Source organism: Psychrobacter sp. Ps2, from assembly GCF_022129405.1.
Lineage (GTDB): Bacteria > Pseudomonadota > Gammaproteobacteria > Pseudomonadales > Moraxellaceae > Psychrobacter.
In genome coordinates this window covers 1-13931 of the sequence record NZ_JADQAM010000031.1, presented here as the reverse complement: position 1 = coordinate 13931, position 13931 = coordinate 1, and the positions used below count along the sequence as shown (strand labels likewise).

The following is a 13931-nucleotide window of genomic DNA, read 5'->3' as shown; positions in this document are numbered from 1 at the left end:
GCTATTAGGCTAGATTGGCAGAGAGTTGATCGCGGCTTTATCATTACGACCACAAAAATACGAATTCCGCTTAAGTCTACTCAACCTTTATGACAGCACGCTGAACAATAGGTGACAAACTGATGACAATCGACTGTACTGATGATTTAGAAATAGAATGATTAGATAGTTAGCATTGTTTGGCAGTTAGCAAATTTAAAAATAAATATAAAGTCTTAAGATCAAAAACCCCAAGCAATTGCTCGGGGTTTTTAATATGCGTCTGTTATGGCAGAAAAGCTTACTGTACTTGTGATACCCACTCATGAGCACCCAGTTTTAGCTTAAGCTGATCGCCTGCTTGCAACACACCAACGCCGCTTGGCGTGCCAGTCATAATCACATCACCTGCTTGTAAGCTAAAGGCGTGGCTAATATTGACCAGCAATTCATAGACAGGAAATAGCATTAAGGCACTATCGCCATCTTGCGTTAATTTATCATTGATAGATAGCTGATACTGTACATTCTGCAGATTGCCAAACGCTTGTGGGTCGAGCCAGTCAGCAAGCACGCAGGCTCCGTCAAAACACTTAGCACGCTCCCACGGATGACCTTTTTCTTTTAGCTTGCTTTGCAAATCACGCAAGGTCAAATCCAGTCCCAATGTCACGCCACCAATCGCTTGTTGAGCTTGCTCAATCGTCGCCATAGATAAATCAGCTGATAGCTGAATACATAGCTCGGCCTCGTAGTGAGTCTCGCCAAATAACTCTGGACTTGGGCGAACCACATCACCACGGATAGAGACCACTGAAGACGCAGGCTTCATAAATAGTATCGGCGTGGTTGGTACTTCATTTCCCAACTCTGCAGCATGTGCCGCATAGTTGCGACCAACACAAACTACCTTACCAATAGAGGTACGTAGGCTTTTATTATGATTGATAGCGCCCTGCTCGGCATTGACACCAGCTGCAATGGCGTTCGCTAATGACTCGTGTGGCGATTGGCTCATACTAAACTCTCCCTGTAAATGATGGCTATTTTATCAGCTGTCCATACTATATTGTCTACAGTGACTTTGACGATTTTTAGTTGCTAACTGCTAACTATGGAATCGTATTGGTCACGACATCTGGTGGTACATAACTGGCGTGGCGATTCATACGCTTTTCAAACATTCTAAAGCTAAACAAGATAACCCACGACAGCAATAGATAGACGATACCAGCCGCAAAGAATAGCTCCATCAAGGTATAGGTACGCGCACTAATCGTACGAGCAACACCTGTGATATCCATTAATGCAATAGTCGAAGCGAGCGCACTACCCTTTAGCATAAAGATAACTTCGTTACTGTACGCTGGAATCACAATACCAAATGCGCGCGGCAGCGTAACCCGTGTTAGCTTTTGCCATTTTGACATACCAAGCGCATCAGCCGCTTCAAGCTCTCCAATCGGAATCGTCTGAATCGCACCGCGTATAATCTCTGCTAGATAAGCACTGGTATTGAGGGTAAAGGCGATGATGGCACACCAATATGCTTGGCTAAGTACTGGCTCCCATAAGAACGACTCGCGTACGGCCTCGAACTGACCCAAACCATAATAAATCAGGAATATCTGTACCAGCAGCGGCGTACCACGGAAAAAGAAGATGTAAAGAAATGGTAGTATCTGTACCACCCAATTCTTAGACAGTCGTAACAACGCCAACACCAAACCAAACAGCAATCCAATCACACCTGAAAACAAGACCAACTGTACGGTCAATACCGCGCCGCCTAGTAAATCAGGGATATGGTCAAAAATGACCTGCCAATTCCAATCCATAGTATCTCTCCTCTACCCTATGGTCGATTGACTGTGAGTGGATTGACGGCTTATCTTTTTGGCATAGCGTGCCGCAGGATTAGCGCGCCACTCAAGCCACATCATAAAGCCAGTAATCAACATGGTCAGACCCAAATAAATAATCGCTGCTGCCATATAAAAGGTAAACGGCTGCTGTGTAGACTGTGCCGCACGCGATGACTGATACATGATGTCCTTGAGACCCACGACCGATACCAATGCGGTATCTTTGAGTAGTACCAAAAACAAATTACCCAAACCTGGCAAAGCAATCTGCCACACTTGCGGCAACGTGATGCGATAAAAAGTCTGAAAAGGACGCATACCAATCGCTTGCGCAGCCTCTCGCTGCCCTACTGGAATCTCTTGAATGGACATGCGAAAAATCTCAGTCGCATACGCACCAAAAGCAATAGACAGTGCCATGACACCACCCCAAAAAGCGCTAATCTCGACGTAGTCGTTATAGCCGAACTTTTTGAGGATGCTCATCAATAAGATAGAGCCGCCATAATAAATAAAGAGCACCAATAGCAGCTCAGGAATACCGCGCATCGTCGCAGTATAGACAGTCGCAAGTTTACGCAGCAACCAGATATTGGACATCTTTGCGGTTGCGCCGAGCAAGCCTAAAGCCAGACCAATGATCAAACTGGTCACAGCTAGCTGTATGGTGACGGTAGCGCCGCTTAATAAAAGCGCGCCAAATCCTTGTAAGTCAAACACGATTATCCACTCAGTCTCTTTATATTAGCAATTTGCAAAATATGAGTTAAAAGAATCAGCATCAATAGCTGAACGCGGCGCAACACCGTATTTTATACCAAATCAATAGGGATGGTCAGCGTCAAAAAATGACGTCAGAAGAATACGATTAACGCTGCGATAATTGACACAGTAGAAATGAGCGCTGATTTTATCATATTCACTCGCCGTGATGTTAATACTGACGCGTAAAAGCTGAGCCTAAACCGTACTTAAACAGACACTTGCCTCTAGAGACATACAATCAGCCGACTAAATTTGAGCAAAATTAATAGGCGGCTATTATGTATATTCGTTGATATAACGACAAATAAAAAAGGACATCACCATCATGGCAATATCCTTTTATTAATCAAAACAATATTTTTTGACTGCTACCTTTGACTACTGTTAGCTATTAACTAACGCTTTCTGTCGTTGGTTGCTCGCTAATGTCTGTATCTGCATCTGTACCCGTATCTGCGTCTTCATCAACTGTGCTCGTTGCAGACGCTGGCACCGCAAAGTACTTTTGATTGATCTTATCGTAAGTACCATTAGCCTTTATATTAGCAAGAGACTGATTGATCTTTGCTTGTAGCGGATCGCCTGGGCGTACTGCTATCGCAAAGTTATCATTGATATCGATCTCATCACCTTTAAGCGCATATTTGCTACCAGCATTTGAGCTCAGCCATTCTATGGCAGGCAGCTTATCAGAAATCATCGCATCGACACGGTTTGAACCGAGATCCAAAAACGCATTGCTCAACGTATCATAAAGCTTCATATCGGCTTTTGGATACGTGTCTTCTAGCCACTGCGACGAGATAGTTGAACGCTGTGCAGCAATAGAATGCGAGTCGATATCACTGTTGTTACTAGGGTCAAAGCTGCTGTCTTTTTTGGCCAAAAAAACCAAGGCATTGCTAAAGTACGGATCGGTGAAGCTCACCTGCTCCGAACGCTCTGGAGTAACGGACATCGCGGCCACGATTGCATCGTATTTACCTGCTTTTAGACCAGGGATAATACCGTCCCAGTCCTGCGCCACAATCTCACAAGTTACCTGCATATCCGCACAGAGTGCATTTGCTACCTCAACATCAAAACCACCCAGTGTCCCGTCAGCATTGGTATAGTTAAAAGGTGCATAGGCCCCTTCTGTACCGATGCGTAATACATCACCTGTAGACGTTGCCGTTGCTTCGGTAGCCTCTGGATTGGTATCAGCCGCACTCTCTTGGCTATTGCTACAGCCAGCAATGGTGAAGGCCGTCGCTAATGCAAGCAATGACATAGACAGACGACTGACTACATTAATGTTAGATTTGCCAGTCGTGGCACAGATTGGGGCACAATGGTTGCTCATGATCATCCTTGGTTTTTTCTTGAGTAAACAACACGTTTTCAAACAACAGCAGTCAAACTGCCAGATATCGTATTAGTTAGCTGGCGCTTCTTCTTCAGCGACCACTACTTCTTCGACACTATCAGTTGTTGCTACCGCTTTTTGTGCTGCAGCCGTTGAGCTAGTACCAAAATAGCTACCCGTGATTTGATCATAGGTACCGTTGTCTTTTAGCTCAGCCAATGCTGCATTGAACTTAGCAATTAAAGGATCGCCTTTACGGAAAGCAATACCCATTGCGTCATCATTGGTGCTGATTTCTTCACCTTTAACTTCGTAACCTTTGCCTGCGTCTGTTTTTAACCAGTCGATACCCGTTACTTTGTCAGACATCATACCGCGCACACGGCCTGAGGTTAGATCTAGATAAGCATTGTCTTGCGTATCATATAACTTGATATCAGCATCTGCATGCTCGTCTTGTAGGTATTGCGAGGCAACAGTTGAGCGCTGTGAGGCAATTGGTAGACCTGTTAGTGACTCTACGCTTAAGTCATCACCTTTTTTACCGATCAAGATGATACCGCTATGGAAGTAAGGGTCACTGAAATCAACCACTTCTTTACGCTCAGGCGTGATCGACATACCTGCGATAGCTGCATCAAACTTCTGTGCGTTAAGCCCTGGAATCAAACCGTCCCAATCTTGAGAGATGACTTCACACTCAGCTTTCATTTGTGCACATAATGCGTCAACCAGCTCAATCTCGTAACCAATCAGTTTGCCATCTGCATCAGTATAACTAAAAGGCTTATAGCTTGATTCTGTCGCAATTTTGATATTTAAAGGCGCTTCAGTAGCGGTGTCAGCTTCAGCATTTTCTGCTGGTGCTGAGCTATTGTTACAACCTGCCAGCATTAGCATTGCTGCGCTAAGCGGTGCTAGCCACAATGCTTTTTTGCTCATTGATGATGTCATTGAAATTGTCATAAGTTTTATTCCTTAATATATTTACCAGCTGTATCGTCAATCACTGCTTGCTGATTTATGCTTATAAACACCGTTTATTTAAAACATGCTTGGTTTTAAGCATTACTTGCATCAAACGTTAATTGTTCTAAGCATAAATCCCCAGTGAGTCATTATTGACCAAAGTTCATCTGCTCAAGACGTGCAAGCTCACCGTTACTACGGATTTCGCTCAATGCTTTGTCAAAATCTGCTTTGAGTGAGTCACCTTTACGTACAGCAATGGCAATATTGTCATCGTTATCAATTTCATCACCAACGATACCGAAGCCCGCTGCGTTTTCTGCTAACCATGATTTGGCAGAAACTTTTTCAGCCAATACCGCATCGCTACGACCAGATTTTAGATCTAAATAGGCATTGTCATAGTTGTCATACAACTGAACTGTGTTGCCTTCTTTGCCTTCGTAGTTATCCTGTAGATAAGCACCTGGCGTAGTAGAACGTTGACCACCAAGCGTTGCATCTTTAATCGCCATAGGATCAAAACCACCATCCGTATTGGTTAGCCATACCATCGTATTGGCAAAGTACGGCTCGCTGAAATCAACTTTTTCTTGACGCTCAGCAGTGATAGACATACCTGCAATCACCGCATCATATTTTTGTGCCAATAGACCAGGGATGATACCGTCCCAGTCCTGTGCAACGATTTCACACTTGGCTTGCATTTGATCACACAAGGCATTGGCAACATCGATATCGAAACCTGCCAAGCTGCCGTCAGCATTGGTGTAGTTGAATGGAGGGTAAGCGCCTTCGGTAGCGATACGAATGGTTTTACCAGTGGTTTCTGCTGCAGGTGCGTCAGCGTTGGTATCGGTAGTTTCATCGGCAGGTTGGCTACAAGCACTCAACATCAATGCAGCAGTAACGGTCATCGATGACCACAATAGGCGAGAATTCGACATCATACGTTCCTTAAATTCTGATGGGTTTTACATAAGTTTTTGACAGGATTTTCTGACTTAGGGTGCTGATATTTTGTTCTCTGACGTCCCTGCCAGACAAGCAATATAGATAGCAGAATAACAGACAGCCACGAGACGTGACGGCCTATAAACCTTTTGATAATACCTGAGTAAAATATCAAAAACAAACGTTTTGCATACTCATAGTTATCATTGGGCAATAAACAGTCAACAATGGTTACGTTACAGTGATTTTATGTTTGGCAGGATAAATGGTGGCAAGCGTGTTGCCACCATCTGTATTAGGCATGGTACTAGGCAAAAACTAATAACTAAGTAGGACGGTGAGATGCCATAAAGTCTTTAACGCGCTCAGAGGTAGGGTTATCAAAGACTTGCTCAGGTGTGCCAATTTCTTCGACCACACCTTGATGTAAAAAGACGACTTTGCTTGATACTTCACGGGCAAAGCGCATTTCGTGAGTAACGATAAGCATCGTACGTCCTTCTTCTGCTAGCTCGCGCATTACCGCAAGCACTTCGTTGACCAGTTCAGGATCTAGCGCAGAGGTTGGTTCATCAAATAGTAGAACTTGTGGCTGCATAGCAAGCGCACGAGCAATAGCGACACGCTGACGCTGACCACCAGATAAGTTGGCAGGATAAGCATCTTTTTTGTCAAGCAGACCTACTTTATCGAGCAGCTTTTCTGCATCATTAATTGCTTGGTCTTTTTTAATCTTTAAGACCTGCGTTGGCCCTTCGATGATGTTTTGCAGAATTGTCTTGTGTGGCCACAGATTAAAGTTCTGAAAGACAAACCCGACGCGAGCGCGCAAGCTTTCTAGCTGCTTCACGTCTGCTGCTTGTAACTCACCTGATTTGGCAGGTTTTAGCATCAGCTCTTCATTACCGATCAAGATACGACCATGATTGGGGTTTTCTAGAAGATTAATACAACGCAGCAACGTCGACTTACCTGAGCCAGATGAGCCCAAAATAGAGATAACATCGCCATCATAGGCAGTCAGGGATACCCCTTTCAATACCTCTAATGAGCCGTAGCTTTTATGGATGTCTTGTAAGTCTAGGGCGATAGGCCGAGTCGGGTTTTTTGCAGTATCAAGCATGGTTCAGCAGACTTCCAATAAATATGAGTGAAAACACGAATAAAATAAGAGCTATATCTATATATAGTACAAGCATCTAGATGCATTATCGTAATATGCCTGATGAGGCAAAGAGAAAAATGCCATATTGTCTCTTATTACGCAGTAAAAAGGCAAATATTGTATTTAACCAACGGGTTAATCAGCTTCTAACAAACCGTGAATACAAAAAAGCCCAGACTGCATTTATCGCTCTGGGCTTTATTTTATCACTTTAGAATACGAGACGTTGTGTTATCTGATAACTGCCTATTTATAGTATGTGCTTAGTACATTTAATATGTAGTTAATCCATTCTATAATATGCGATTAGTACGTCGATACATGCTCTGAATCTTCAGTCCCATCCATCATATCCGCATCTTCTGCTGTCGCCACTGCCACATCATCGTTATTGGTAACGTCCATACCTTCATCATCGGCACTAGCAACGGCAACATCATCATTGTCGCTCGCTGTTGCACTTTCTTCTACAGAGGTTTGAGCGTCTACAGTGGTATCAGCTTCAGTTTCCATCGGTGTGTCATCTTTTTTGCTACAAGCGCCTAATGCTAGAGCACCTGCTACCAAGCCAACCGTTAACCAATTTTTATAAGTTGTATTTTTCGTAGCCATGTTCGTTCTCCATCACTTATCATAATAAGATTAAGTACTATCTACTGATAGCCTTGCTGTTTTAATGCTTACTATACTGAGGATATCTCGCAGCTACCTTAGTATTTACAGCGCAATTCTGTTAAAAACACGTAAAGATATAGTGTAGTACTGATAACGCGCTTATCTTAAATAAACACCGCTTAGCACGAGCAATATTACTTTAAATAGGCCCCCATAAGAGCGCTACAAAGCGGATTCTGTTCACAAAATCATCTTTACTATCGTCTCAATCTGCTCTATGTTAAATAGCATAATGACCTATCGCTATTTGAGTAGGCATTCAAAACTTCTTTTTTTGCGACATTTTTCGCCTTTTTAGGTATTTTTACCTATATAAAATTGGGCGCTTTTAGTTATAAAAAACCTGTATCACATAAGGAAAATAATTTATGAGTCAATCGAATACTACGGATATTACGACCTATATGCAGTCTGTCGGCAAGCAAGCACGAGCCGCTTCTCGCGCGCTGGCTGCTGCCAATACTGGCGATAAAAATTCAGCACTCTTGGCCATTCATGATGAGCTGGTCAATGCCAAACAAGACATCTTGGCTGCCAATAAAATCGATATGGACAACGGTCAAAAAAACAATCTTGATAGCGCACTCCTCGACCGCTTGGAGCTAAACGAAGCACGATTTAGCGGTATGCTACAAGGTCTTAAAGATGTCGCTGGTCTTCCTGATCCAATCGGTGAAGTCACTGACATGACCTATCAGCCATCAGGGATTCATCTTGGCAAGATGCGCGTACCACTGGGTGTGGTCGGTATGATTTATGAATCACGTCCTAACGTAACATTAGAGGCCGCCTCACTGGCACTCAAATCAGGTAACGCCATTATTTTACGTGGTGGCTCTGAAGCATTTGAGTCTAACCAAGCCATTGCCAAATGTATCATCAAAGGTCTTAGCCATACTGATCTATCGGAACATAGCGTACAAGTGCTACAGACGACCGATCGTGCAGCCGTTGGTGAGCTGATTACCATGACTGAATATGTCGATGTCATTGTGCCACGTGGCGGTAAAGGTCTGATTGCGCGTATCAGTAACGATGCAAAAGTACCTGTAATTAAGCATTTAGACGGCAACTGCCATACCTTTATCGATAGTGATGCGGACGCTGAGATTGCGATTAAAGTCAGTGTCAATGCCAAAACACATCGCTACGGCACTTGTAATACGATGGAGACGCTACTGGTCGATGAAACAGTCGCTAATGAGCTATTGCCTAAAATAGCAGAGGCCATCGTCGCTGCTGATGACGCAATGCAACTACGTCTTGATGACAATTCACAAGCTATCTTAAATAAAAATGCTAAGCTTGAAGGTCATCTATCAGCTGCCACCTCTGAGGATTGGGATACTGAATACCTAGCCCCTATCCTAGCGGTGAAAGTGGTCGCAGGTATTGACGAAGCGATTGAACATATCAATACACACGGCAGCCATCATACCGATGTCATCATCACTGATAACTATACCAAATCGCAACGCTTCATCCGTGAAGTGGACTCAGCCAGCGTGATGATTAACGCCTCTAGCCGTTTTGCTGATGGTTTTGAATACGGTCTCGGTGCTGAAATTGGTATTTCAACGGACAAAATCCATGCGCGCGGCCCTGTCGGTCTCGAAGGTCTGACTTCACAGAAATGGATTGTTTATGGTCATGGCGAAACTCGTGCTTAATCATACTAGCATCGACTATCAAAACGAGTAATCAGAAACGTCAGCAATTATGCTGGCGTTTCTTCGTTTAAATCATAAATATTTTAGTCAAAGCATTTAAATTATAGGGAGCGGTACGACCATGCAAAGTGGCAAGATTAAGCACTGGAATGAAGATAAAGGCTATGGCTTTATCGATGTAGATAATCAAAGTGAAGATGTATTCTTTCATATTAGCAAAGCACGACTGGCGAAGCCTATAACGGTTGGTCAAAGTGTCTACTTTAACAGTGGCCGTAACGACAAAAACCAATTGAGAGCCACTGAAGTGACCTCATCTTCATTGAGCCTTGACCAAGATACTGTATCAGATGTTCCAAGCTATACCCCTACTAATGCCAATAGAAATAGCCATCACAGAACTCGTAATTCAAATCGTAGCAGCCAAAACAGCAGACCAAATAAAAGAAGCTTAGGCTCTACACTATTTAGCCTTATCGCTATAATCGCCGTCGCTTTCTATTTCTTTGGCGATTTAAATTCGACATTGTTTGCTGATAACATCGAGTCGACAACGGTATCGCAGGACGTCACTAATAATACGAGCCAAGTCGCCAGTGCTGGTATAACAGGTGATGCACAGGTCGATAATACGATTGCGCTTATTCAGCAAGGCGGCCCTTTTCCGTATCCAAATAAAGATGGCACGACGTTTTATAACCGTGAAGGCAGACTACCCGCCCAGTCACAAGGCTACTATCGCGAATATACCGTGCCCACCCCTGGTGTCTCTCATCGCGGCGCACGGCGTATCGTCACAGGTGGCAACCCACCTACTGTCTATTACTTGACTGTCGATCACTATGATAGTTTCCAAAGACTACAGGTGCCTTAATATGAAACGAGCTGATATGAAACAAACGAATACGAACCAAGCCGATATGAATCGAGAAAGTGTGAACCAAGCCATCCACTACGTTAATCAAAGCCATGTTAATCAAGACCACATTAACCAAAACGGTACAGCACTGGGTACTAGCATTCCTGCGCAGGCTGTTACTATAGCCGTCGGTGACACGCTCGAAAAAACTGAGCTATTGACGAGTTTGGCCAAGGCCTGTGACTTTCCTAGTTATTTTTCACACAACTGGGACAGTGCATGGGATTGTCTAACAGACAGTGAAGCAATTCATTTAAGGCTTGATTTGACAGACGTCAAAAGGATAAACACTGAGGACTTCAATGTCTTTAAAAGCATCATTGAGGATGCCTTTAGAGAATTTGGCAAACCACAATTGTGGGTCATCGTGCCATCTGAGGATGAAGCTTATGCGTTAGAGATTTAGTCGTTGAAAGCCTATATTGCAAGCCCGACCGCCGATAGTCACCGATAATTATTCGTCATCATAGAAACCTGAATTCGAGATAAAGCCATATTTATCCCGAATTCAGGTTAATTTATTTTATAGAAAGGATTAACCTATGGAGATTACCTTAAACGGTTATTACACCCTGATATTGGCCACCTTAGTGCTGCTGCTTGGGCGGTTTTTGGTGCGGAGAGTCAAGTTTTTAGAAGACTTTAATATTCCAGAACCGGTTGCTGGTGGTTTGGTCGCGGCGATTGTTGTCTATGCTCTCAATATGGTTTGGGGATATAGTTTTAACTTTCATCAAGGGCTGCAGACCGCCACCATGTTGATGTTCTTTGCCTCCATCGGTCTGAGCGCTGATTTTAGTAGGCTAAAAGCAGGCGGCACACCATTATTGATTTTTACTATCGTTGTATCAGTGTTTATTGTATTGCAGGATGTCGTGGGTGTGGCCATGGCAAGTGCATTGGGACTTGATCCTTTGCTCGGTCTGGTGACAGGTTCTATCGCTCTAACAGGTGGTCATGGTACAGCAGGCGCTTGGGGCATTACGTTAGAACAAGACTATGGTGTGGTCGGTGCGACGACGCTTGGTATCGCGGTTGCTACTTATGGTTTGGTCGCGGGTGGTATCGTTGGTGGTCCTGTTGCCCGTCGCTTGATTAACCGACTTGGACTAAAACCAACGCCAGCCAACCCTGATCCTAGCGATATCGAAAAAGTTGCTGGTGCACAGTCGTTATATAGCACCAAACACGATGAGGAGTCTGCAGGTAGTAATAAAGATATCTTTGAAAGGCCTGATAGCATGCGCTTTATCACCGCTTCTTCTACTATCGAAACCTTGGCACTATTCGCAGGTGCTTTGGCTTTTGCCGATGTGATGGCCATCGTTGCTGAAGGCACCTGGTTTGAGCTGCCGACGTTCGTATGGGCACTGGCAGGCGGTGTCATCATTCGCAATGTACTGACGATGGTCTTCAATTTTGATATGTTTGATCGCTCAATTGATGTACTTGGTAATGCTTCTTTAAGTCTATTTTTAGCGATGGCATTGTTGTCTTTAAAACTATGGCAATTGACCGATTTGGCAGGCCCTGTACTAATTATATTGGTTGTACAGACCATCATTATGATTATCTACGTTTACCTCATTACCTTTAAAATTATGGGTAAAGACTACGACGCGGCTGTATTATCAGCGGGGCATTGTGGTTTTGGTATGGGTGCAACACCGACTGCGATTGCGAACATGCAGGCAGTCACTGATCGCTATCTGCCTTCGCCTAAAGCATTCTTGATTGTACCAATGGTTGGTGCGTTCTTTGTTGATATCGTCAATGCCACGATATTGCAGATTTTTACGAAGTTGCCGTTTATGTAGATTGATACTGCTACAGATCAAAACTTAATAGTTATTTAGTAAATAACAAATGCCCACCATCGAAAAGCCCGCCAAGACACATCTTGGCGGGCTTTTTTAATTATCAAGTTATAATAGAATGTTCAATCAAACCTATTATTTATACTTTTTAATTTCGCCACTTTTCACACGAGCTATGAAAGAATTAACCTCTCTTTTCACAATTGGCATCAAGAAGTACAGACAGATGATGTTGAAGATCGCCATCGCGAATAGAGCCGCATCTGAGAAGTCGATAACGAAGCTAAACTGTACGATGGTACCGATAACAACGAAGATTAAGAAGATAAGTTTGTATATCATCTCGCCGCCTTTACCTTCACCAAAGAGGTAAGTCCAAGCTTTTAGACCATAATATGACCATGAAATCATCATTGAGAAAGCAAACAACAATACCGCGACAGCTAGGAAATACTGGAAGATAGGCGCCGTTTCCATGAAGGCTGCACGGGTTAGATCCACACCAGTAAGCGCTTGGGTTTGCAAGTTTGCGGCAGTATTCACCCCAGAGATAGTAATAACAAGCGCCGTCATCGTACAGATAACAACCGTATCAATGAAAGGCTCTAATAGCGCTACTAGACCTTCAGTAGCAGGCTCTTTGGTTTTTACTGCTGAGTGAGCAATAGCGGCTGAACCAACGCCAGCTTCGTTAGAGAAAGTTGCACGTTTTAAACCTTGAATCAATGCGCCAATAAAGCCACCAGCCACGCCAGCACCAGTGAAGGCACCCGAGAAAATCTCGCCAAATGCAGTGCCAATATGATTAAAGTTAGCAATCAGCACGATTACTGCCATAGTAATGTATAACAAAGCCATAAAGGGTACGACTTTTTCGGTAACGGTTGCGATGCGAGGCATACCACCAATGATAACCATACCGACTAAAAACGCTAAGCCAATACCAAAGAATACACTGTAGTCCGTTGGAATGCTAAAAGTAGAGCTCATGACTGCAAAGGCTTGGTTACCCTGGAACATGTTACCGGCACTAAAGGTCGCCAATATACACATGAGTGCAAAACCAACAGCCAGAAACTTACCTAATCCGCCCATACCACGTTCAGCCATACCGCGGCTTAGGTAGTACATAGGGCCACCTGATACGACGCCAGATGGTAGTACCGTACGGTATTTGACACCTAGCGTACATTCTACAAACTTAGTCGCCATACCGAATAGGCCGACCATAATCATCCAAAAGGTAGCGCCAGGTCCACCAATAGCAAGCGCTGCACCAACGCCTGCGATGTTACCAAGACCAACGGTACCTGATAGAGCAGTAGCTAAGGCTTGAAAATGGCTGACCTCGCCTTCTTCTTTATTGGCGGGATTTGGATCGGTATATTTGCCTCTGACAATATCTAGAGACAGGCCTATTTGACGAAACTGAATAAATCCAAAGTAAAAAGTGAATACGAGTGCGGCAACTAATAACCAACCCACAATGAGGGGGAAGCTGACGTCTCCAAGAGGTACTGAAAAGAAAATAAGGTCGACGAACCAGCCAAATATATTGGCCATAAAGCCATCGAGACCTGCTCCAAATGCTGCTAAACCTGATTGTTCTGCTGCTTGCGCAAGAGTCGTGCTGAGTAATAGCATCGTTGCGACTAAAGATTATTTTTTCATGTAAATCCCTTTAGTGAAAATAACATTTATATAATTATTCAATCAATTACAGCGATACTAGGGCGTGTCTTCAATTCACCCGATAGTCATCTAAATGGGCTAAAAATGGCTAAATCTTGCCAAACATCGTCAAA

At 43.7% G+C, this 13931-nt stretch carries 13 protein-coding genes; 4 read left to right on the top strand and 9 right to left on the bottom strand.

Annotated elements, in window-relative coordinates; all coding sequences use genetic code 11:
* Positions 1-280: 280 nt before the first annotated feature.
* From I3254_RS02095 to I3254_RS02060, 8 genes are all read right to left on the bottom strand, one after another.
* Positions 281-997 carry a fumarylacetoacetate hydrolase family protein gene (locus I3254_RS02095; RefSeq protein ID WP_238050792.1) on the bottom strand — a complete coding sequence of 239 codons (717 nt, stop codon included), beginning with the start codon at positions 995-997 and terminating at the stop codon, positions 281-283.
* A 94-nt stretch (positions 998-1091) separates the two neighbouring features.
* Entirely contained in the window at positions 1092-1817 is a 726-nt protein-coding gene (locus I3254_RS02090; protein ID WP_101205569.1) for an ABC transporter permease, read from the bottom strand.
* A 12-nt stretch (positions 1818-1829) separates the two neighbouring features.
* On the bottom strand, positions 1830-2564 hold the full coding sequence (locus I3254_RS02085; RefSeq protein WP_057758316.1) for an ABC transporter permease subunit: 735 nt from the start codon (positions 2562-2564) through the stop codon (positions 1830-1832).
* A gap of 436 nt (positions 2565-3000) precedes the next feature.
* A complete protein-coding gene (locus I3254_RS02080; RefSeq protein ID WP_238050790.1) occupies positions 3001-3954 on the bottom strand; it encodes an ABC transporter substrate-binding protein in 954 nt (317 codons plus the stop codon).
* Positions 3955-4026: 72 nt separating this feature from the next.
* Positions 4027-4923: a transporter substrate-binding domain-containing protein gene (locus tag I3254_RS02075; protein ID WP_238050788.1), complete on the bottom strand. Its 897-nt coding sequence runs from the start codon at positions 4921-4923 to the stop codon at positions 4027-4029.
* A gap of 152 nt (positions 4924-5075) precedes the next feature.
* Positions 5076-5876 carry a transporter substrate-binding domain-containing protein gene (locus I3254_RS02070; protein ID WP_179799075.1) on the bottom strand — a complete coding sequence of 267 codons (801 nt, stop codon included), beginning with the start codon at positions 5874-5876 and terminating at the stop codon, positions 5076-5078.
* A 329-nt stretch (positions 5877-6205) separates the two neighbouring features.
* Positions 6206-7003 carry an ATP-binding cassette domain-containing protein gene (locus tag I3254_RS02065; protein ID WP_238050786.1) on the bottom strand — a complete coding sequence of 266 codons (798 nt, stop codon included), beginning with the start codon at positions 7001-7003 and terminating at the stop codon, positions 6206-6208.
* Between the two features lie 348 nt (positions 7004-7351).
* Positions 7352-7657, bottom strand: a complete 306-nt coding sequence (locus I3254_RS02060; RefSeq protein WP_179799076.1) for a hypothetical protein — start codon at positions 7655-7657, stop codon at positions 7352-7354.
* A gap of 431 nt (positions 7658-8088) precedes the next feature.
* Here I3254_RS02060 and I3254_RS02055 point away from each other — a divergent pair, with 431 nt between their 5' ends.
* The 4 genes from I3254_RS02055 (at position 8089) to gltS (ending at position 12126) form a co-directional block, all read left to right on the top strand.
* On the top strand, positions 8089-9390 hold the full coding sequence (locus I3254_RS02055; protein ID WP_238050784.1) for a glutamate-5-semialdehyde dehydrogenase: 1302 nt from the start codon (positions 8089-8091) through the stop codon (positions 9388-9390).
* Positions 9391-9511: 121 nt separating this feature from the next.
* Entirely contained in the window at positions 9512-10264 is a 753-nt protein-coding gene (locus I3254_RS02050) for a ribonuclease domain-containing protein (protein WP_238050782.1), read from the top strand.
* Between the two features lie 16 nt (positions 10265-10280).
* Positions 10281-10715 carry a barstar family protein gene (locus tag I3254_RS02045; protein ID WP_238050780.1) on the top strand — a complete coding sequence of 145 codons (435 nt, stop codon included), beginning with the start codon at positions 10281-10283 and terminating at the stop codon, positions 10713-10715.
* 136 nt (positions 10716-10851) lie between these two features.
* On the top strand, positions 10852-12126 hold the full coding sequence (gene gltS, locus I3254_RS02040; protein WP_102078318.1) for a sodium/glutamate symporter: 1275 nt from the start codon (positions 10852-10854) through the stop codon (positions 12124-12126).
* A gap of 135 nt (positions 12127-12261) precedes the next feature.
* Here the strand turns inward: gltS and I3254_RS02035 are convergent, their stop codons facing one another.
* A complete protein-coding gene (locus I3254_RS02035; RefSeq protein ID WP_238050778.1) occupies positions 12262-13770 on the bottom strand; it encodes an alanine/glycine:cation symporter family protein in 1509 nt (502 codons plus the stop codon).
* Positions 13771-13931: the final 161 nt, after the last annotated feature.

Excerpts from the sequence above, each read along its gene's own strand:
- I3254_RS02095 (WP_238050792.1), bottom strand. The coding sequence starts at position 997 with ATGAGCCAATCGCCACACGAGTCATTAGCGAACGCCATTGCAGCTGGT.
- I3254_RS02090 (WP_101205569.1), bottom strand. The coding sequence starts at position 1,817 with ATGGATTGGAATTGGCAGGTCATTTTTGACCATATCCCTGATTTACTA.
- I3254_RS02080 (WP_238050790.1), bottom strand. The coding sequence starts at position 3,954 with ATGAGCAACCATTGTGCCCCAATCTGTGCCACGACTGGCAAATCTAAC.
- I3254_RS02075 (WP_238050788.1), bottom strand. The coding sequence starts at position 4,923 with ATGACAATTTCAATGACATCATCAATGAGCAAAAAAGCATTGTGGCTA.
- I3254_RS02070 (WP_179799075.1), bottom strand. The coding sequence starts at position 5,876 with ATGATGTCGAATTCTCGCCTATTGTGGTCATCGATGACCGTTACTGCT.
- I3254_RS02065 (WP_238050786.1), bottom strand. The coding sequence starts at position 7,003 with ATGCTTGATACTGCAAAAAACCCGACTCGGCCTATCGCCCTAGACTTA.
- I3254_RS02060 (WP_179799076.1), bottom strand. The coding sequence starts at position 7,657 with ATGGCTACGAAAAATACAACTTATAAAAATTGGTTAACGGTTGGCTTG.
- I3254_RS02055 (WP_238050784.1), top strand. The coding sequence starts at position 8,089 with ATGAGTCAATCGAATACTACGGATATTACGACCTATATGCAGTCTGTC.
- I3254_RS02050 (WP_238050782.1), top strand. The coding sequence starts at position 9,512 with ATGCAAAGTGGCAAGATTAAGCACTGGAATGAAGATAAAGGCTATGGC.
- I3254_RS02045 (WP_238050780.1), top strand. The coding sequence starts at position 10,281 with ATGAAACAAACGAATACGAACCAAGCCGATATGAATCGAGAAAGTGTG.
- gltS (WP_102078318.1), top strand. The coding sequence starts at position 10,852 with ATGGAGATTACCTTAAACGGTTATTACACCCTGATATTGGCCACCTTA.
- I3254_RS02035 (WP_238050778.1), bottom strand. The coding sequence starts at position 13,770 with ATGCTATTACTCAGCACGACTCTTGCGCAAGCAGCAGAACAATCAGGT.